Source organism: Pseudomonas sp. NFACC51 (assembly GCF_900103575.1).
GTDB lineage: Bacteria > Pseudomonadota > Gammaproteobacteria > Pseudomonadales > Pseudomonadaceae > Aquipseudomonas > Aquipseudomonas fluorescens_Q.
The window spans coordinates 1-20,070 of the sequence record NZ_FMXH01000014.1 but is presented as its reverse complement, the minus strand read 5'-3'; the positions used below and the strand labels follow the sequence as shown (position 1 = coordinate 20,070).

Sequence of the window (20,070 nt, the reverse complement as noted above, 5' to 3'; positions counted from 1 at the left end):
CGACGCAGAACCCTGTGGGAGCGAGCTTGCTCGCGAAAGCGGTCCGATATTCAGCATTGATGCAAGCTGACCCGGCGCCATCGCGAGCAAGCTCGCTCCCACAGTGGATCTTCAGTGGGCATAAGTCTTGTGTCTGGTCCCAGTCCCGCTGTGGATAAGTATGAAGGCATAAAAAAGCCCCGCCTGGCATCACCAGGCGGGGCTTTTTACTGGGCGGTGGAATCAGGCGTGAGGTTTAGGCTCGTGCTCTTTTTCCAGGGCTTCAGTGTGACGCGGCACGACTTCTTCAGCGCTGTGCTGAGGTTCGTCGAATGTCGGAGCTGATTCAACCGGGGTTTCGGCGACCGGGGCAGGGGCTGCCTCGGCGACTTCTTCCACGGCTGGAGCTGGCTCGGCAGCAGGCGCTTGAGCGGCAGCAGCGGCAGCTTGTTCGGCTTCCTTCTGCAGACGCTCGGCTTCACGCTTGCGACGGCGCACTTCGCGCGGATCGTTCGGCGCACGGCCGTTCGCGGTCAGGGCGCTGGCGGGTGCAGGCACTTCCACCGGGGCAGGGGCTTCGGCAACCACCGGCGCCTCGACCACTGGAGCAGACTCAACCACTTCTGGCTCGACCGCTTTCATAGGCTCTGGTGCCGGCTCAGGCTCCGCAACAGGTGCCGGTGCGGCTGGCTCGGCGGTCCAGTTGAATGCAGTCTGCTCCTCGCGGGCAGGCTCCGGGGCCTTTTCCTCGGCCGGTGTTTCAACGGCCGGCTCAGCGGCTACCACTGGCTGCTCAACAACCGGTGCAGGCTCGGCGACCACTTCAGTTTCAGCAACCTGGGCTTCATGGGCCGGGGCGACTTCCACTTCTGGCGAAGCGGTGACTTCTACCGGGGTAGTGGCTTCGACCACCGGAGCTTCGGCAACTGGCGCGCTTTCCACCGCAGCGGTAGCGCGTTCGGCTTGTTCGTGAGCCTGGGCTTCGGCCGGGGCGCTGATTGCGCTGCTGGCAACGGCCGCAGTCACGGCCAGGCCGGCAGCCAGATCGGCAGCGCTTGGCGCTTCAGTGTTCTCGGTGGACTCGGACTCTTCCGAACCTTCGATCACGTTGCCGTTGGCGTCGCGCTGACGCTCACGACGGTTGCTGCGACGACGCTGGCCACGGGAGCGGCGGCGTGGACGATCGCCTTCGGCGGTGTCCTGGCCGTCTTCCTGCAACTGCTCTTCGGTGTTCAGCACTTCTTCTTCGCTGGCAGCGGCGGCTGCCTGCTCGGCGCGTGGCTGGCGCTCTTCACGTGGCGGACGCGGTGCGCGTTCTTCACGAGGCTGGCGGGCCGGACGCTCTTCAGCGGTGGTGGCAGCAGCCGGGGCGGCATCCAGTGGCTCGCGCAGTTCGCGAACACGTTCTTCACGCTCGCCACGTGGCTTGCGATCTTCACGCGGTGCGCGCGGCTGACGTTCTTCACGGGGCGGACGCGGTGCACGCTCTTCGCGGGCTACGGCTGGCGCTTCCTCACGGGCTTCGCGTGGCTGACGCTCTTCACGCGGCTCGCGTGGCGCACGTTCTTCACGCGGTGCACGTTCTTCGCGAGGTTTGCGTTCTTCGTCGCGACGACCGTTGCGGTTGCGGGTCTGTTGGCGACCGTTACGGCGTTCTTCGTTGCGGGCAGGACGCTCGGTCGTGGCAGGCTTGGCGACAACGGCCGGGGCAGCAGGTTCTTCCTTGGTGGCGAACAGGCTGACCAGCGACTTCACCAGGCCTTTGAACAGGCTTGGCTCTGGTGCGGCGGCCGGGGCGGCAACCGGAGCGGCCACTTCGGTCGGAACCGGAGCATTGGCGCGGGCCGGAGCGGTCTTGACCGCAGCTTCCTGGCGAACCAGGGTGCGAGTGGCGGCGGCCGGCTGGACTTCTTCCACTTCGGCAGCGGCAGCAGCGATTTCGTAGCTGGACTGGTTGGTGTGGGCTTCCGGGCTGTCATCGCGCAGGCGCTGCACTTCGAAGTGCGGCGTCTCGAGGTGATCGTTCGGCAGGATGACGATGCGGGCACGGGTCCGCAGTTCGATCTTGGTGATCGAGTTGCGTTTTTCGTTGAGCAGGAACGCGGCCACCGGGATCGGCACTTGGGCGCGAACTTCGGCGGTGCGGTCTTTCAGGGCTTCTTCTTCGATCAGGCGCAGGATCGCCAGGGACAGCGACTCGACGTCACGGATGATGCCGGTGCCGTTGCAGCGAGGGCAGACGATGCCGCTGCTTTCGCCCAGGGACGGACGCAGGCGCTGACGGGACATTTCCAGCAGGCCGAAGCGCGAGATGCGACCGACCTGTACGCGGGCACGGTCGGCTTCCAGGCATTCACGGACCTTTTCTTCCACGGCGCGCTGGTTCTTGGCCGGGGTCATGTCGATGAAGTCGATGACGATCAGGCCGCCGATGTCGCGCAGGCGCAACTGACGGGCGATTTCCTCGGCCGCTTCAAGGTTGGTCTGCAGGGCGGTCTCTTCGATGTCGCTGCCTTTGGTGGCGCGCGCCGAGTTGATGTCGATGGACACCAGGGCTTCGGTCGGGTCGATGACGATGGAGCCGCCGGACGGCAGTTCGACGACGCGCTGGAAGGCGGTTTCGATCTGGCTTTCGATCTGGAAACGGTTGAACAGCGGAACGCTGTCTTCGTAGAGCTTGATCTTGCTGGCGTACTGCGGCATCACCTGGCGAATGAAGGTCAGGGCTTCGTCCTGGGCTTCGACGCTGTCGATCAGCACTTCGCCGATGTCCTGGCGCAGGTAATCGCGGATGGCGCGGATGATCACGTTGCTTTCCTGGTAGATCAGGAACGGCGCGGAGCGATCCAGCGAGGCTTCTTTGATGGCGGTCCACAGTTGCAGCAGGTAGTCGAGGTCCCACTGCATTTCTTCGCTGCTGCGGCCCAGGCCGGCAGTGCGAACGATCAGGCCCATGTCAGCCGGGGCAACCAGGCCGTTCAGGGCTTCACGCAGTTCATTGCGCTCTTCGCCTTCGATGCGGCGGGAGATGCCGCCGGCGCGAGGGTTGTTCGGCATCAGGACCAGGTAACGGCCGGCCAGGCTGATGAAGGTGGTCAGGGCGGCGCCCTTGTTGCCACGTTCTTCTTTTTCGACCTGGACGATGACTTCCTGGCCTTCGCTCAGGACGTCCTTGATGTTGACGCGGCCTTCAGGGGCCTTCTTGAAGTATTCGCGGGAGATTTCTTTGAGGGGCAGGAAGCCGTGGCGCTCGGAGCCGAAATCGACAAAGGCAGCCTCAAGGCTTGGTTCGATGCGAGTAATCCGGCCTTTATAGATGTTGGCCTTCTTCTGCTCGCGTGCACCGGATTCGATATCCAGGTCGTAGAGGCGCTGGCCGTCTACCAGTGCAACACGCAACTCTTCGGGTTGAGTTGCGTTAATCAGCATTCTTTTCATGTAGTACCGTCGGTTTCCGGGCTGCCGGAAACGGCGTTCGGCACACACGACTTCTCACGGTCGGTGTCAGGTGCGTCCTGGAGATGGCAAGGCCACTCCAGTGTCCAGCGAGTTCGACCCAATGATGGCGAAGTCGCGACGGACGCGTCCTGCTTGCTGGTACTCAAGCACTCAGTCAGGAGGAGGAATCAACCGGCGCCTGTGGACGAGATGAAGCGTCTAAATATAAGCCTAGTGCTACACAGTCCGACGGTTGTACATCTCCACCCTACACGTATCCCTGATAATTCGGGTGCTGCCGCGCGCAGAATCCGCAGCGGGTTGGCATTTACCGTGAGCTCCGGAAGGGGAGGTCACGCATCATGGCTAATTTAGGCGTTGTTTCCGAAGCATTCGCTCGGGGTCGTCCGCAGCTGACTGCACTTTGTGAACTGGCCGTGAATATGGCGCGCAAGGCGAGTCAAAACTCTGCTTTGCGGCGTATTTCAGGCCTCATGTCACCTGCGCTCGTTACACCTGAAAACTCTACCGTTACGTAGCGAAAGCCCCGTAGGACGGCCTCTCGTCCTCGTGAATTGCGTTGGTCAGGGCCGGTTTTTGACCGCTGGTCCACTGTCCAGCCACTTTTGGCGGCGTTCGCGACTATAGCAGCAATGATTAAGTGCTTCAATTCCATAAAAAATTGTTATGATCGCCGCCATGACAACTACTGCCCCTTCGACCCCTGGCGTTCAACTGCTCGAGGTCTCGCCGGAATATGCCGGCCAACGAATCGATAACTTCCTGCTGGCCCGGCTCAAAGGCGTGCCCAAGACCTTGATCTACCGCATTTTGCGCAAAGGCGAAGTGCGAGTGAACAAAGGTCGGATCAAGCCTGAGTACAAGCTCCAGGCCGGTGACATCGTGCGCGTGCCGCCGGTTCGCGTGCCCGAGCGCGATGAGCCGGTGCCCCTGGCCCAGGGGCTGCTGCAACGCCTTGAAGCCTCGATTATCTATGAAGACAAAGCCCTGATCGTGATCAACAAGCCCGCAGGCATTGCGGTTCACGGCGGCAGCGGCCTGAATTTCGGTGTGATCGAAGCCTTTCGTCAGTTGCGCCCGGACGCCAAGGAGCTGGAACTGGTCCACCGCCTCGATCGCGACACCTCCGGCCTGCTGATGATCGCCAAGAAACGCAGCATGTTGCGCCACCTGCACGAGCAATTGCGCGGCGACGGCGTCGACAAGCGCTACATGGCGCTGGTGCGTGGTCGCTGGGAAACCTCCATCAAGCAAGTCCGTGCGCCGTTGCTCAAGAGCAACCTGCGTTCGGGCGAGCGCATGGTCGAAGTCAACGAGGAGGGCAAGGAGGCGCTGACGGTATTCAAGGTGCTGCGCCGTTTCGATGACTTCGCCACCCTGGTCGAAGCCAAGCCGGTGACCGGGCGCACCCACCAGATCCGTGTCCATACCTTGCATGCCGGGCATTGCATTGCCGGCGACAGCAAGTACGGCGATGACGATTTCACCAAGGAAATCCGCGATCTGGGCGGCAAACGCCTGTTTCTCCATGCTTACATGCTGACCGTGCCGCTGCCCGATGGTGGCGAGCTGAAATTGCAGGCCCCGGTGGATGACATGTGGGCCAAGACCGTGGAGCGGTTGAGTGCATCCTGACTACAAACTGTTGATCTTCGATTGGGATGGCACTCTGGCCAACTCCATTGGCCGGATCGTGGAGGCGATGCATGTCGCCTCGGACCGCATGGCGTATGCCCGGTGCGATGACTTAGCGGTAAAAGGCATTATTGGCCTCGGATTGCCAGAAGCTATTCGCAGCCTGTACCCGGAAATCGACGACAATGAGCTGGTGGTTTTTCGCCAGCATTATGCCGATCACTATATCGCGCTGGACGCCGAGCCTTCACCGTTGTTCGAGGGTGTGGCGGGTACGCTGGAGGTTCTGCGGACCGAGGGCTATCACCTGGCTGTCGCGACCGGCAAGGCTCGTCGCGGGTTGGATCGAGTGCTCAAGTCCCATGGCTGGGAGGATTATTTCGATATCACCCGTGCCGCGGACGAAACCGCCAGCAAGCCGCATCCGTTGATGCTTGAGCAGATCCTGGCGCACTGCGACGTGCGGCCGGAGCAGGCGCTGATGGTGGGGGATTCGTCATTCGACCTGCAGATGGCGCGCAACGCCGGCATGGGGTCGGTGGCGGTCAGCTACGGCGCTCAAACGATCGAGGCGCTACGGGCATTCGAGCCGCGACTGGCCATTGATCATTTTCCTGAGTTGCACGCCTGGCTGAGCCAGCGGGCTCTTTAAGTTTTGCTGGGGATTCACGCATGACCGATGAATGGAAAGCACCTGTCAAGGCGAGCGCCGAGAGCGGGGATGACAAAAGCTGGAAGCTGTTGGAGAAAACCTTGCTCGCCAGCGTGCAGGAACAGCGTCGCTCCCGCCGCTGGGGTATTTTCTTCAAGTTGCTGACCTTTATTTATCTTTTTGGTGCACTGGCGCTGTTCACGCCGCTGATGAACATGGAGAAAAGCGCTGTCGCCGGCTCGGCGTACACCGCCTTGATCAATATCGAGGGCATGATCGCCGACAAAGAGCCTGCCAGTGCCGACAATATCGTCGGTAGCCTGCGGGCCGCCTTCGAGGACCCGAAGGTCAAGGGCGTGGTGCTGCGTATCAACAGTCCAGGCGGTAGTCCGGTGCAATCGGGGTACGTTTACGACGAGATCGTGCGGCTGCGCGCATTGCACCCGGATACCAAGGTGTATGCGGTCATTTCAGATCTCGGTGCCTCCGGTGCTTATTACATTGCCAGCGCGGCGGATCAGATCTATGCCGACAAGGCCAGCCTGGTGGGCTCCATTGGTGTGACTGCGACCGGCTATGGCTTTGTCGGGACCATGGATAAGTTGGGGGTGGAGCGTCGCGTGTATACCTCCGGCGAGCATAAATCCTTCCTTGATCCGTTCCAGCCGCAAAAGCCTGAAGAAACCGCTTTTTGGCAGGGCGTGCTCGATACCACTCACAAGCAATTCATTGCCAGCGTCAAGAAGGGTCGGGGCGAGCGCCTGAAGGACAAGGAGCATCCGGAGTTGTTCTCCGGGCTGGTCTGGTCGGGTGAGCAGGCGTTGCCGCTGGGCCTGATCGACGGCTTGGGCAGTGCCAGTTCGGTGGCGCGGGATGTGATCGGCCAGAAAGACCTCGTGGACTTCACCATCGAAGAGTCGCCGTTCGATCGTTTCTCGAAAAAGCTGGGGGCTAGCATTGCCGAGCATTTGGCGATGTGGATGGGGTTCCAGGGCCCGGCGTTGCGCTGATTGCCAGTGCTGTTCTCGATCCCTGTGGCGAGGGAGCTTGCTCCCGCTGGGCTGCGCAGCAGCCCCGTTTGTTGCGGTCGCTGCGCAACCGAGCGGGAGCAAGCTCCCTCGCCACACAGGTTTGCAGGCCGGGCTGCTTCAGGGGATCTGCACACCCTCGGCCAGCAACATATCCACAAGACGAATCAACGGCAGGCCAACCAGGCTGGTGGCGTCTGGCCCTTCGGTGCTCTGGAACAGGCTCACGCCCAGTCCTTCGGCCTTGAAGCTGCCGGCGCAGTCGTAAGGCTGCTCGGCCCGCAGGTAGCGTTCGACGCGCCCTGGGTCCAGTGCGCGCATGTTCACGGTAAATGGAGCGCAATCGACCTGGCAGTGGCCGGTCTGGCTGTTGAGCAGCGCCAGGCCTGTCAGGAACGTGACCCTCGCGCCGCTGGCGGCCAACAATTGCTCGCGAGCGTTCTCGAAGGTGTGAGGCTTGCCCAGGATGCGTTCGCCGAGCACGGCGACCTGGTCTGAGCCGATGATCAGGTGCGCCGGGTGGCTGTCGGCCAGTGCCAGGGCTTTTTCCCGGGCCAGGCGCTTGACCAGTTCAAGGGCGGGCTCGCCGGGACGACGGCTTTCATCGATGTCGGGTGAGCAGCAGACGAACGGCAGTCCCAGGCGGGCAAGCAATTCCCGGCGGTAGACCGAGCTTGAGGCAAGTAATAAAGGCAGCATGGGCGGCTCCAAAAGGCAGGGGCGAATTCTAGCGAGGCGCGCAAGTGACGGACAGGGCTGAATTTCCTTTGACATGGCCGGGGGCATCCCTATAATGCTGCGCCTATGTTGAATGACCCGATTCCACCTCACGTTGACCCGCGCAAATTGGCTGACCGTGGCACCACCCTTCAAGGTGAACTGCTGCTGGCCGATTTGAAGAGACTCTGCGACCCGCTTTCCGACGATGTCGGTACGGTCCAGGCCAAATTCGTTTTTGAACGAGATGAACGTAAATCTGTGGTAATCCACAGCTTTATCGACACTGAAGTCAAAATGGTTTGCCAGCGTTGTCTTGAGCTGGTCACCCTGCCGATCCACAGCGAATGCAGTTACGCCGTGGTGAAGGAGGGTGCGAATACCCAGTCGTTGCCGAAAGGTTATGACGTGCTGGAACTGGGCGAAGATCCATTGGATCTGCAGTCACTGATCGAGGAGGAGCTTCTGCTCGCCTTGCCCATTGTGCCTGCTCATCATCCGGAAGAATGCCAGCAGCCGGCGGGAGCAGATGAGCCCGAACCGAGCGAGGACGAGGTAACGCGGTCCAACCCGTTCAGTGTATTGGCGCAGTTAAAGCGTGACCCAAACGTTTAGGAGTTAATCAATTATGGCTGTTCAGCAGAACAAAAAATCCCGCTCTGCCCGTGACATGCGCCGTTCGCACGACGCTCTCGAGGCTAGCACCCTGTCCGTAGAAAAAACCACTGGTGAAGTTCACCTGCGTCACCACGTATCGCCAGAAGGCGTATACCGTGGTCGTAAAGTGATCGACAAGGGCGCCGACGAGTAATCACTTGTCCGCTCAAGTCATCGCGATTGACGCAATGGGCGGGGACTTCGGTCCCCGCAGCATTGTTCAGGCCAGCCTTGCTTGTCTGAATGCTACGCCCTCGCTGCACCTGACCCTCGTCGGTCAACCCTCCCTCCTGGAAGAAATGCTCAGCGGCCAATCGGCTGTCGACCGCGCGCGCCTGACGATTGCCCCAGCGTCCGAAATCATCACCATGGACGAAAAGCCGGCCCAGGTCCTGCGCGGCAAGCCTGACGCCTCGATGCGGGTAGCCCTTGAGCTGCTGCGCGATGGCAAGGTCCAGGCATGCGTCAGCGCAGGCAATACCGGTGCGCTGATGGCGCTGTCGCGCTACGTGCTCAAGACCTTGCCGGGTATCGACCGGCCTGCAATGGTGGCGGCGATTCCGACCCAGCGTGGGTTTTGTCAGTTGCTCGACCTGGGGGCCAACGTCGATTGCAGTGCCGAACATTTGCTGCAGTTTGCGGTGATGGGCTCGGTCGCGGCGCAAACCCTGGGCATCGTGCGCCCTCGTGTGGCGTTGCTGAACATCGGTACCGAAGACATCAAGGGCAACCAGCAGGTCAAGCTGGCGGCCACGCTGCTGCAGGGCGCGCGCGGCATCAACTACATCGGTTTCGTCGAAGGCGATGGCTTGTACCGTGGCGAGGCCGATGTGGTGGTGTGCGATGGCTTCGTCGGCAATATCCTGCTCAAGTCCAGCGAAGGCCTGGCGACCATGATCGGCCAGCGCATCGAGGCCTTGTTCAAGCAAAGCTTCGCCTCGCGGGTGGTCGGCGCCCTGGCGCTGCCGTTGATGCGTCGGTTGCAGGCTGACCTGGCGCCAGCGCGGCATAACGGTGCGAGTTTCCTTGGGTTGCAGGGGATCGTGATCAAGAGTCACGGTTCGGCGGGGGTGCAGGGTTTCCAGAGTGCGATCAACCGAGCGGTGATCGAGATCCAGGAAAACCTGCCGGAGCGCCTGCATGGTCGCCTCGAGGATTTGTTAACTTAGGCGTTTTCGTCCGACAATGCTTAAATGTGACCGGTCGGTTCAAGCCGCCATCCAACTCTCAGTTTCCTAGCGCCCCCAGGGGCGTCAATTTTTGACGACAAGATCATTAGGGGCTTTGTTTTCATGTCTGCTTCCCTCGCATTCGTCTTTCCAGGACAGGGCTCGCAGTCCCTCGGCATGCTGGCCGAGCTGGGCGCGCAATACCCGCTGATCCTCGAAACATTCAAAGAAGCTTCCGATGCGCTCGGCTATGACCTCTGGGCACTGACCCAGCAAGGGCCGGAAGAGCGCCTCAATCAAACCGATAAAACCCAGCCGGCCATCCTGACCGCCTCGATCGCATTGTGGCGCCTGTGGCTGGCTGAAGGCGGCGCGCGCCCGGCATTCGTCGCCGGTCACAGCCTGGGCGAATACAGCGCCCTCGTAGCCGCTGGCAGCCTGAGCCTGGGCGACGCGGTGAAACTGGTGGAGCGTCGTGGCCAGTTGATGCAGGAAGCGGTTCCGGCCGGGCAGGGCGGCATGGCCGCGATCCTCGGCCTGGAAGACGCCGATGTGCTGGCCGCCTGTGCCGAAGCGGCGCAAGGCGATGTGGTCAGTGCGGTGAACTTCAACTCTCCGGGCCAAGTGGTCATCGCCGGTGCCAAGGCGGCTGTCGAGCGCGCCATCGAGGGCTGCAAGGCCCGTGGAGCCAAGCGCGCCATGCCACTGCCGGTCAGCGTGCCGTCGCACTGCGAACTGATGCGTCCGGCTGCCGAGCGCTTTGCCGAATCCATCGCCGCCATCGACTGGCAGGCGCCGCAGATTCCCGTGGTGCAGAATGTCAGCGCCAACGTGGCGCCGGATCTCGAGACCCTCAAGCGTGATCTGCTGGAGCAGCTCTACAAGCCGGTTCGCTGGGTCGAATCGGTGCAGACCCTGGCGGCCAAGGGCGCGACCGAGCTGGTCGAGTGCGGCCCTGGCAAAGTGCTGGCAGGCCTGAACAAACGCTGCGCCGAAGGCGTATCGACTTCCAACCTCAACACCCCAGACGCCTTCGCTGCCGCCCGTGCAGCGCAGGCCTGAACAGGAGAAGCTTGCATGAGTCTGCAAGGTAAAGTTGCACTGGTGACCGGTGCAAGCCGTGGCATCGGCCAGGCCATCGCCCTGGAACTGGGTCGTCAAGGCGCCATCGTCATCGGTACCGCGACTTCCGCTTCGGGCGCCGAGCGTATTGCTGCGACCCTGAAGGAAAACGGCATCCAAGGCACCGGCCTTGAGTTGAACGTCACCAGCGACGAATCCGTTGCGGCGGTGCTGGCAAGCATTCAGGAGCAGTTCGGTGCGCCGGCGATCCTGGTCAACAATGCCGGTATCACCCGCGATAACCTGATGATGCGCATGAAAGATGACGAATGGTTCGACGTCGTCGACACCAACCTGAACAGCCTGTACCGACTGTCCAAGGGCGTTTTGCGTGGCATGACCAAGGCTCGCTGGGGTCGAATTATCAGTATCGGTTCGGTTGTGGGTGCCATGGGCAACGCAGGCCAAGTAAACTATGCTGCGGCGAAGGCCGGTCTGGAAGGTTTCAGCCGTGCGCTGGCGCGTGAAGTGGGTTCGCGCTCGATTACGGTAAACTCGGTTGCACCGGGTTTCATCGACACCGACATGACCCGTGAACTGCCGGAAGCACAGCGCGAAGCCTTGTTGACACAGATTCCGCTGGGTCGTCTGGGGCAAGCTCAAGAAATCGCGTCCGTGGTCGCTTTTCTTGCGTCGGACGGTGCGGCATACGTGACCGGGGCTACAATCCCGGTGAACGGCGGGATGTACATGAGTTAAATGTGACGGATTGCTTCAAAAAAATGTCATACGAGCTGTCTAAAATCCGTTATAAAGCTGCAATCAATTTATAGACGGCGGGCCGCAGGGTTTGAGGAGTGAAGCTTTCGGTTGAAAAACCGAAAAGTTCTTCTATACACTTACCCACCGGCCAGCTGCCTGAATTTGTCCATTAGGAGTGAAAACAAGGTATGAGCACCATCGAAGAGCGCGTCAAGAAAATCGTTGCCGAGCAACTGGGCGTTAAAGAAGAAGAAGTTGTGAACACCGCTTCCTTCGTAGAAGACCTGGGTGCCGACTCCCTTGACACCGTTGAGCTGGTGATGGCTCTGGAAGAGGAATTCGAGACCGAGATTCCTGACGAAGAAGCTGAGAAGATCACTACTGTACAAGCTGCTATCGACTACGTTACCAGCCACCAGGCGTAATCGTTTTTAGTCGTCGCTAGCTGTCATGGAAAAACCGCACTGCCATCACGGCGTGCGGTTTTTTCTTTAGGCCTGATGCAAAGTCGTCATTAGAAAAAGGAGAGTGCTGTGTCGCGTAGACGCGTCGTAGTCACCGGTATGGGTATGTTGTCGCCACTGGGCACGGATGTGCCGAGCAGTTGGCAGGGCATTCTGGCTGGCCGCAGTGGCATTGGTCTGATCGAACACACCGACCTTTCTGCCTATTCCACCCGTTTTGGCGGCTCGGTAAAGGGCTTCAATGTCGAGGAATACCTGTCGGTCAAGGAAGCTCGCAAGCTTGACCTGTTCATTCAATACGGCTTGGCAGCCGGTTTCCAGGCAGTGCGCAACGCCGGGCTGGAAGTCACCGACGCCAACCGTGAACGCATCGGCGTGGCCATGGGCTCGGGTATTGGCGGCTTGACCAATATCGAAGAAACCAGCCGCACGCTGCACGAATCGGGGCCGCGACGGATTTCTCCGTTCTTCGTGCCGGGCTCGATCATCAACATGATTTCCGGTTTCCTGTCCATCCACCTGGGTGCCCAGGGACCCAACTACGCCATTGCCACGGCGTGCACCACCGGTACCCACTGCATCGGCATGGCCGCGCGCAACATCATGTACGACGAAGCCGACGTGATGATTGCCGGTGGGGCCGAGATGGCGGCTTGCGGCCTGGGCATGGGGGGCTTTGGTGCTTCCCGTGCGCTGTCGACCCGCAACGACGAGCCCGCCCGTGCGAGCCGGCCGTGGGACAAGGGCCGCGATGGCTTCGTGCTGTCCGACGGTGCCGGTGCGCTGGTGCTCGAGGAGCTGGAGCACGCCAAGGCGCGCGGCGCGACCATCTACGCCGAACTGATCGGCTTTGGCACCAGCGGCGACGCCTACCACATGACGTCGCCACCGGCCGATGGCGCCGGTGCTGCCCGTTGCATCGCCAACGCCTTGCGTGATGCGAAACTCAACGGCGAGCAGGTGCAGTACATCAACGCCCACGGCACTTCGACCCCGGCCGGCGACTTGGCCGAAGCCCAGGCGATCAAGACCGTGTTCGGCGATCACGCGTACAAGCTGGCGGTCAGTTCGACCAAGTCCATGACCGGTCACCTGTTGGGTGCGGCAGGGGCGGTGGAAGCGATCTTCAGCGTCCTGGCGATCAACAGCCAGACAGCGCCGCCGACCATCAACCTCGATGAGCCGGACGAAGGTTGCGACCTGGACTTCGTGCCGCACACTGCCCGCAGCATGGACATCGATGTGGTGCTGTCCAACTCCTTCGGCTTTGGCGGGACCAACGGTTCGCTGGTGTTCCGCCGGTTCGCCGGTTGATGGAAAGCTGGGTCGACGGTCAGCCGGCCGACGTCCTGTCGCTGAAAGATCGCGGCCTGGCTTACGGCGATGGGTTGTTCGAGACCCTCGCCGTGCAAAGTGGCGAACCGGTGTTGCTGGCGCGTCACCTGCAACGCCTGGAAACCGGTTGCCGGCGGTTGGCGCTCAACGTCGACATGAGCGCGTTGAGCACCGAGTTGAATGCCTATGCCCGGCGCCTGGACTACGGCGTGCTGAAGCTGATCGTGACCCGTGGCGACAGTCTGCGCGGTTATGCCGCAGATCCCTCGACCCCGGCCCGACGCATCCTGCAAGGGAGCCCACCAGCCGCTTATCCCGCCGCCCATGCCGAACAAGGCGTTCTGCTGTTTCCCTGCAGCGTGCGGTTGTCCGAGCAGCCCTTGCTTGCCGGCCTCAAACACCTCAATCGCCTGGAACAAGTGCTGGCTCGTGCCGAATGGAGCGATGGGCAATACGCCGAAGGCTTGATGCTGGATACGTCCGGGCGGGTGATCGAAGGTGTCTTCAGCAACCTGTTCCTGGTGCGCGACGGCGTGTTGTTCACGGCGGACCTGAGCCGTTGCGGCGTGGCCGGCGTGATGCGCGCAGAATTATTGTTTCAAGCCAAGTCCCAAGGCATCGCCACGCAAATCACGGATATCAGTCTCGAACAGCTGCACCAGGCTGATGAAGTCTTTGTCTGCAACAGCGTTTATGGCGTGTGGCCGGTACGCGGATGCGGTTCGGCGCGCTGGTCGGTTGGCCCGCTCACCCGTAAACTGCAAACCCTTGCCCGTGCGCTATTGGATGTTTGATTCGTGAGACGTAAATTCTTGCTGCTGCTGGAGACCGGACTGGTTCTGGCAGGGCTGATGTTGGGCGCTTCGGCCTGGAAGATTCATTCGGCGCTGCAACAGCCGCTGAACATCACCCAGGAAGAATTGCTGGACGTGCCCAACGGGACCACCCCGACCGGAACCCTCAAGCGCCTCGAAGCCGATGGCCTGATCAAGGACGCCTTCTGGCTGCGGATCTATTGGCGCTTCAATCTCGCCGACCAGCCACTGCATTCCGGTGAATATCGGATGGTGCCGGGCATGACCATGGAAGGCCTGATCGGTGTCTGGAAACGCGGCGAAGTGGTGCAGTACAGCGTGACACTGGTGGAGGGCTGGAATTTCCGCCAGGTGCGCGCCGCACTGGCCAAGGATGAAAAACTCCAGCAGACCCTCACCGGCCTGAGCGACGCCCAGGTCATGGACCGTCTGGGTCACTCCGGGATATTTCCCGAAGGCCGATTCTTCCCGGATACCTATCGCTTCGTGCGCGGCACCTCGGACGTCGACCTGCTGAAAAAAGCCTACGAGCGCCTGGAAGACGTGCTCGCCAAGGAGTGGGCACAGCGTGCCGCCGATGTGCCTTATACCCAGCCGTATCAGGCGCTGATCATGGCGTCGTTGGTGGAGAAGGAAACCGGCGTGCCCCAGGAACGCGGGCAGATTGCCGGCGTCTTTGTGCGGCGCATGCGCTTGGGGATGCTGCTGCAGACTGACCCCACGGTGATCTATGGTCTGGGCGAGCGCTATACCGGCAAACTCACCCGCGCCCATCTGAAAGAAGAAAATCCGTACAACACCTATTTGATTCCTGGCCTGCCGCCGACGCCGATTGCGATGGTGGGGCGCGAGGCGATTCATGCCGCGTTGAACCCGGCGCAGGGCAACAGCCTTTACTTTGTCGCCCGCGGTGACGGCAGCCACGTGTTTTCCGATGACTTGGAGTCGCACAACAACGCGGTGCGCGAATTCCAACTCAAGCGCCGTGCCGATTACCGCTCCAGTCCGGCCCCGGCAACACCGGACGAGCAGGCACCCATTCCCGCGGCATCACCCGACACGGCGCCCGACGCTGTACCCCAGGTGCCGCCCCAAGTGCCGGCTCCCGAACCGGATGCCAGCGAGCCGCCGAGCCCGCAATGACTTTGATTAAGGATCGCCTGTGACTGGCTTGTTTATAACGCTGGAAGGCCCGGAAGGCGCCGGCAAGAGCACTAACCGCGAATACCTGGCCGAACGCCTGCGGGCGGCTGGCATCGAGGTGGTGTTGACCCGCGAACCGGGCGGTACGCCGCTGGCCGAGCGAATTCGCGAGGTACTGCTGGCGCCCATTGAAGAGGTCATGAACCCCGACACCGAGCTGTTGCTGGTGTTCGCGGCCAGGGCACAGCATCTGGCCGAGGTGATTCGCCCGGCGCTGGCCCGTGGCGCGGTGGTGCTCTGCGATCGTTTTACCGATTCGACCTATGCCTACCAGGGCGGCGGCCGGGGCTTGTCCGTGGAGCGCATCGGCGCGTTGGAAACCTTCGTCCAGGGTGACCTGCGGCCAGACCTGACCCTGGTGTTCGACCTGCCGGTGGAAATCGGCCTGGCCCGCGCCAGTGCCCGTGGTCGGCTGGATCGTTTCGAGCTGGAGGGCCAGGCTTTCTTCAACGCCGTACGCAGTGCCTTCCTGAATCGCGCCAAGGCCGATCCGGCGCGTTACCTGCTGATCGATGCCGCGCAACCGCTGGCACAGGTCCAACAGTCCCTGGACGGCTTGCTGCCGCGTTTGCTGGAGCGCGTCCGTGGCTGAAGCCTATCCCTGGCAAGACGGCCTCTGGCAGCAACTGGCCGGTCGTGCCCAGCATGCCCACGCCTATCTGCTGCACGGCCCGGCCGGCATCGGCAAGCGGGCGCTGGCCGAGCGCCTGATGGCCAGCCTGCTGTGCCAGCGTCCTGGTGTCTCGAACGCCTGCGGCGAGTGCAAGTCCTGCCTGCTGCTTAAGGCGGGCAGCCATCCCGACAACTACGTGCTGGAACCGGAGGAGGCGGACAAGGCGATCAAGGTCGACCAGGTTCGGGATCTGGTCAGCTTCGTGGTCCAGACCTCACAGATGGGCGGGCGCAAGGTGGTGCTGATCGAACCCGTCGAGTCGATGAACATCAACGCCGCCAACGCCTTGCTTAAAAGTCTCGAAGAGCCTTCCGGCGACACCGTGCTGTTGCTGGTCAGCCACCAGCCGAGTCGCTTGCTGCCGACCATCAAGAGTCGCTGCGTGCAACAGGCCTGCCCGCTGCCGAGCGAGGCGATGAGCTTGCAGTGGCTGGCCCAGGCCTTGCCCGACAGCAGCGACGAAGAGCGTGTCGAGTTGCTGACCCTGGCGGCCGGCTCGCCCCTGGCGGCTGTCAGCCTTCAGGCCCAGGGTGTACGGGAGCAGCGGGCCTTGGTGGTGGATGGGGTCAAGAAACTGCTCAAGCAGCAGCAATCCCCCACGCAACTGGCCGAGGGTTGGAACGCGATCCCGTTGCTCTTGCTGTTTGACTGGTTCTGCGACTGGTCGAGCCTGATCCTGCGCTACCAATTGACCGAGGACGAGGCTGGCCTGGGGTTGGCGGACATGCGCAAGGTGATCCAGTACCTGGCGCAAAAAAGCAGCCAGGATAAAATCTTGAACATTCAGGACTGGATTCTTGCCCAACGTCAGAAGGTGCTGGGCAAAGCGAACCTCAATCGGGTGCTGTTGCTCGAGGCGCTGTTGGTGCAGTGGGCGAGTTTGCCGGGTCGAAACTGACAGACACGGCCCAGTGTCCTGTTTCGCCAATACGTTCCTTTCGTGACGACAACAGACGCCGTCAAAAAGGAACAGTATTTGTGATACAGGACGCTAAACTCAGCTCAATCGCAGCGGAGATCAGCATGAACGAACCTGTCAGTCCCGGGCCACGCAACGGCATCCTGTCCCTGACTATCAAGGACAAGTCGGTGCTTTACGCCGCCTACATGCCTTTCATCAAGAACGGCGGCCTGTTCATTCCCACCAACAAGAATTATCGCTTGGGTGATGAAGTGTTCATGCTCTTGAGCCTGATGGATGAGTCGGAAAAGATCCCGGTCGCCGGCAAGGTGATCTGGATTACCCCCAAAGGCGCCCAGGGCAATAGGGCCGCCGGCGTTGGTGTGCAATTCAGCGACGGCGACAATTCAGCCCGTAATCAGATCGAAACCCACTTGGCCGGCTCCCTGAAGTCCGACCGTCCCACTCATACGATGTAGCCCGGCCTTTTATGCTTGTAGATTCCCATTGTCACCTTGACCGTCTCGACCTCGCTGCCCATGGCGGCTCCCTGGATGCTGCGCTGGACGCGGCCCGTGAACGGGGTGTCGGTCATTTCCTGTGCATCGGCGTCAGCGCCGACAACGCCGCCGACGTCAAGGCTCTGGCCGAACGTTATGCCGATGTCGATTGCTCGGTCGGTGTTCACCCGCTGGATGTCCAGCCCGACGCCGCGCCGGCGCTCGATTGGTTGTTGCGTGAGCTGGACCATCCACGGGTAGTCGCCATCGGCGAAACCGGCCTGGACTATCACTACGAACCGGAAGCCGCCGACGTGCAGCAGGCGTCGTTTCGGCTGCACCTGGAGGCCGCCCGGCAAACCGGCAAGCCGGTGATCATCCACACCCGCGGCGCCCGGGCCGACACCCTGGCCTTGCTGCGTGACGCCGCGCTGCCCCAGGCCGGGGTGCTGCATTGCTTCACCGAAGATTGGGACATGGCCAGGGCCGCCCTGGACATGGGCTATTACATTTCCTTGTCCGGGATTGTCACGTTCCGCAATGCCGATGCATTGCGCGACGTTGCCAGCAAAGTGCCGGCTGATCGGCTGTTGGTGGAGACCGACTCGCCTTACCTGGCGCCCATTCCCTATCGTGGCAAGCCGAACCTTCCGCAATACGTACGGGAAGTGGCAGAGTTTCTGGCGATGCTGCGCGGTGAGCCCTACGAGCGGTTTGCCGAGCAGACGACGGAAAATTTTAAGGAGTTGTTTCCACTGGCTCACGTGCGTGTGGCGCCAGCCTGAATTCCATGCAAAAAAAACCCGGGTTCTGGGGGGTGAATCCGGGTTAAGACCATTAGGAGTAAAACAAAGGCACGCGGTCCGTTGGTACCTTCATCAGCGCGTCACTTGGGGGAGATGTCGCGCCGACAGTTCAAGTATTGATCAGTATGCCAACCCGTCCAGTCTGGCCGGGGTGGTTTTTAAACAAATTTGGAATACGCTCGCTTCGGATAAGTTCTCACTGTCGCCAAAGCTCGCAGGTGCGGCGCATTGGCGTGAGAAATGGCGAGCCGGGCGTGTCGGTTTTGTGAAGAACAGTGGCCGAGAACGGATGATCCGTGCATTTTTGCGTAAGTTAGGCATAATACCCGGCTTCGAATTTTGACCCTTCAGACCTTTTTCTTATGCACAAAGAACCCCGTAAGGTCCGTGAGTTTCGCCGCCGCGAGCAGGAAATTCTCGACACCGCGCTCAAGTTGTTCCTCGACCAGGGTGAAGACAGTGTCACCGTCGAGATGATTGCGGATGCCGTGGGTATCGGCAAAGGCACGATTTATAAACATTTCAAATCCAAGGCGGAGATCTACCTGCGCCTGATGCTCGACTACGAGCGCGATTTGAACGAGCTGCTGCATTCGGCCGATGTGGACAAGGACAAGGAGGCCCTGTCCCGGGCCTACTTCGAGTTCCGCATGCGCGACCCGCAGCGCTACCGCTTGTTCGATCGCCTGGAAGAGAAGGTGGTCAAGGGCAACCAGGTGCCGGAGATGGTCGAGGAGCTGCACAAGATCCGTGCCTCGAACTTCGAACGCCTGACGCTGCTGATCAAGGGCCGGATCAGCGAAGGCAAGCTCGAAGATGTGCCGCCTTATTTCCATTACTGCGCTGCCTGGGCGCTGGTGCATGGCGCGGTGGCGCTGTATCACTCGCCGTTCTGGAGCAACGTGCTGGAAGACCAGGAAGGTTTCTTCCAGTTCCTGATGGACATTGGTGTGCGCATGGGCAACAAGCGCAAGCGCGATACCGACGTCCCGAGCAACTGAGGCCGCACAGGCCAAGACATTCAGCTGTCTTATTGCGCCATGTCCGCTTACATGGCGCAGTGTCCCAGTAATATACTCAGGCTTGGGTCTTGCGAAATCTTGATTTCTAGGTCAATTTTTGCGAGTCCGATTTTTCTCGTGCCGGAGTGACCCATGATCGTTGACCGTCAAGGCAGGCGTTTCCGTAATCTGCGGATAAGCCTGACTTCAGCCTGCAATTACGCCTGTACCTATTGCGTGCCTGACGGCAAGCGGTTGGTGGCTGCGCAGGATGAACTGTCGGCCGAGGCCATGGCGCGTGGCGTGGCCTATTTGATCGAGGCCGCTGGCATCGAGCGGCTGCGCATCACCGGCGGCGAACCGTTGGTCAGCCCCAAGCTCGAGTGTTTCATGATGGCGGTGGGGCAGATGGGCCTGGAGGACATCAGCCTGACCACCAATGGCCAGTTGCTGGCGAAAAAACTGCCCTTGCTGGTAGACGCCGGTATCCGTCGCATCAACGTTTCCCTCGACACCCTGGACCCCGCCGCGTTTCGCAGTATCGCCCGGGGCGGCGACCTGGCGACCGTGCTCGATGGCATGGACCAGGCCCGAGCCGCCGGGATGAAGATCAAGGTCAACATGGTGCCATTGCGCGGGCAGAACCTGGACCAGGTGATGCCTTTGCTCGAATACTGTCTGGAACGTGGTTATGAGTTGCGTTTCATCGAGTTGATGCGCATGGGGCACCTGGCCAGCGACTCCAATGCGTTCCTGCAACAGTTCGTCAGCCTCCAGCAACTGCTCAGCCTGATCGGCGATCAGTACGAATACCTGCAAGCCGATGCGCCGGTGGATGCTACCGCGGTGCGCTATGAGATACCGGGGCTGGGGCACTTTGGCGTGATCGCCAACGAAAGCGTGCCTTTCTGCCGTACCTGCTCACGGTTGCGGTTGTCTTCCACGGGTTGGCTGCATGGCTGCCTGTCGTCGAGTAACCGTCATTTCGTCGGCGACCTGCTGGATAAGCCCCGCCACCAGGCATTGCCGGCGCTTCAGCGCTTGTTGGTCAAGGCGTTGGGGGACAAGCAGGAAGTGGCATTCTCCGGCGGCGCGACCATCATGAAAATCATCGGCGGCTGAATGAGGCTTTTGTGGCGAGGGAGCTTGCTCCCGCAGGGCTGCGCAGCAGCCCCCTCTCAAGCTCACTCAATCAACCTGATCTACCGTGTCGCCGGGTTTTAGGGCCGCTGCGCGCCCCAGCGGGAGCAAG

20 protein-coding genes are annotated in these 20,070 nt (G+C 61.2%); 18 read left to right on the top strand and 2 right to left on the bottom strand.

Translation table 11 applies throughout. From position 1 onward, the window contains the following. Positions 1-222: 222 nt before the first annotated feature. Entirely contained in the window at positions 223-3,417 is a 3,195-nt protein-coding gene (rne, locus tag BLT00_RS23650; RefSeq protein WP_092150112.1) for a ribonuclease E, read from the bottom strand. A gap of 699 nt (positions 3,418-4,116) precedes the next feature. On the opposite strand from rne, the gene rluC reads away from it, so the two are divergent. Genes rluC through BLT00_RS23635 form a run of 3 tightly spaced genes read left to right on the top strand, consistent with a single transcriptional unit; the run spans position 4,117 to position 6,735 of the window. Beyond that, positions 4,117-5,073, top strand: coding sequence for a 23S rRNA pseudouridine(955/2504/2580) synthase RluC (gene rluC / locus BLT00_RS23645; RefSeq protein WP_063325247.1), 957 nt, complete (start codon positions 4,117-4,119; stop codon positions 5,071-5,073). After that, positions 5,063-5,725 carry an HAD-IA family hydrolase gene (locus BLT00_RS23640; RefSeq protein ID WP_092150109.1) on the top strand — a complete coding sequence of 221 codons (663 nt, stop codon included), beginning with the start codon at positions 5,063-5,065 and terminating at the stop codon, positions 5,723-5,725. Before rluC ends, BLT00_RS23640 begins: the two co-directional genes overlap by 11 nt. A gap of 20 nt (positions 5,726-5,745) precedes the next feature. Further along, positions 5,746-6,735, top strand: coding sequence for a S49 family peptidase (locus BLT00_RS23635; protein WP_063324913.1), 990 nt, complete (start codon positions 5,746-5,748; stop codon positions 6,733-6,735). A 138-nt stretch (positions 6,736-6,873) separates the two neighbouring features. Here BLT00_RS23635 and BLT00_RS23630 read toward each other — a convergent pair whose 3' ends face one another. Beyond that, entirely contained in the window at positions 6,874-7,452 is a 579-nt protein-coding gene (locus tag BLT00_RS23630; RefSeq protein WP_092150106.1) for a Maf family protein, read from the bottom strand. A gap of 105 nt (positions 7,453-7,557) precedes the next feature. Between BLT00_RS23630 and BLT00_RS23625 the strand changes: the two genes are divergently transcribed. From BLT00_RS23625 to BLT00_RS23555, 15 genes are all read left to right on the top strand, one after another. After that, the gene (locus tag BLT00_RS23625) at positions 7,558-8,085 is read left to right on the top strand and encodes a YceD family protein (protein WP_003204262.1); all 528 of its coding nucleotides are present in this window, start codon (positions 7,558-7,560) and stop codon (positions 8,083-8,085) included. A gap of 13 nt (positions 8,086-8,098) precedes the next feature. Next, complete coding sequence (gene rpmF, locus BLT00_RS23620) at positions 8,099-8,281, top strand: 50S ribosomal protein L32 (protein WP_003179396.1); 183 nt, start codon at positions 8,099-8,101, stop codon at positions 8,279-8,281. A gap of 4 nt (positions 8,282-8,285) precedes the next feature. Next, a complete protein-coding gene (plsX, locus tag BLT00_RS23615) occupies positions 8,286-9,296 on the top strand; it encodes a phosphate acyltransferase PlsX (RefSeq protein ID WP_092150103.1) in 1,011 nt (336 codons plus the stop codon). A gap of 123 nt (positions 9,297-9,419) precedes the next feature. Then, a complete protein-coding gene (gene fabD / locus BLT00_RS23610) occupies positions 9,420-10,358 on the top strand; it encodes an ACP S-malonyltransferase (protein WP_003204258.1) in 939 nt (312 codons plus the stop codon). A 15-nt stretch (positions 10,359-10,373) separates the two neighbouring features. Beyond that, positions 10,374-11,117: a 3-oxoacyl-ACP reductase FabG gene (fabG, locus tag BLT00_RS23605; protein ID WP_018613558.1), complete on the top strand. Its 744-nt coding sequence runs from the start codon at positions 10,374-10,376 to the stop codon at positions 11,115-11,117. A gap of 191 nt (positions 11,118-11,308) precedes the next feature. Then, positions 11,309-11,545, top strand: coding sequence for an acyl carrier protein (acpP, locus tag BLT00_RS23600; RefSeq protein WP_003175607.1), 237 nt, complete (start codon positions 11,309-11,311; stop codon positions 11,543-11,545). A 108-nt stretch (positions 11,546-11,653) separates the two neighbouring features. After that, on the top strand, positions 11,654-12,898 hold the full coding sequence (gene fabF / locus BLT00_RS23595; RefSeq protein WP_063324916.1) for a beta-ketoacyl-ACP synthase II: 1,245 nt from the start codon (positions 11,654-11,656) through the stop codon (positions 12,896-12,898). Then, complete coding sequence (gene pabC / locus BLT00_RS23590) at positions 12,898-13,713, top strand: aminodeoxychorismate lyase (RefSeq protein ID WP_092150100.1); 816 nt, start codon at positions 12,898-12,900, stop codon at positions 13,711-13,713. The genes fabF and pabC overlap by 1 nt, the downstream gene beginning before the upstream one ends. Before the next feature lie 3 nt (positions 13,714-13,716). Next, complete coding sequence (gene mltG, locus BLT00_RS23585) at positions 13,717-14,877, top strand: endolytic transglycosylase MltG (protein ID WP_086936743.1); 1,161 nt, start codon at positions 13,717-13,719, stop codon at positions 14,875-14,877. A 19-nt stretch (positions 14,878-14,896) separates the two neighbouring features. Continuing rightward, positions 14,897-15,529, top strand: a complete 633-nt coding sequence (tmk, locus tag BLT00_RS23580; RefSeq protein ID WP_063324919.1) for a dTMP kinase — start codon at positions 14,897-14,899, stop codon at positions 15,527-15,529. Continuing rightward, positions 15,522-16,508: a DNA polymerase III subunit delta' gene (locus tag BLT00_RS23575; RefSeq protein ID WP_072344216.1), complete on the top strand. Its 987-nt coding sequence runs from the start codon at positions 15,522-15,524 to the stop codon at positions 16,506-16,508. Before tmk ends, BLT00_RS23575 begins: the two co-directional genes overlap by 8 nt. A 125-nt stretch (positions 16,509-16,633) precedes the next feature. Further along, positions 16,634-16,990 (top strand): PilZ domain-containing protein, encoded by a 357-nt coding sequence (locus tag BLT00_RS23570; protein WP_053180946.1) that lies wholly within the window; start codon positions 16,634-16,636, stop codon positions 16,988-16,990. A gap of 11 nt (positions 16,991-17,001) precedes the next feature. Next, positions 17,002-17,796 carry a TatD family hydrolase gene (locus BLT00_RS23565; protein ID WP_092150097.1) on the top strand — a complete coding sequence of 265 codons (795 nt, stop codon included), beginning with the start codon at positions 17,002-17,004 and terminating at the stop codon, positions 17,794-17,796. 383 nt (positions 17,797-18,179) lie between these two features. Next, entirely contained in the window at positions 18,180-18,818 is a 639-nt protein-coding gene (locus tag BLT00_RS23560) for a TetR/AcrR family transcriptional regulator (protein ID WP_060741238.1), read from the top strand. A 153-nt stretch (positions 18,819-18,971) separates the two neighbouring features. Further along, positions 18,972-19,940: a GTP 3',8-cyclase MoaA gene (locus tag BLT00_RS23555; RefSeq protein WP_092150094.1), complete on the top strand. Its 969-nt coding sequence runs from the start codon at positions 18,972-18,974 to the stop codon at positions 19,938-19,940. The last annotated feature ends 130 nt before the right edge of the window (positions 19,941-20,070 follow it).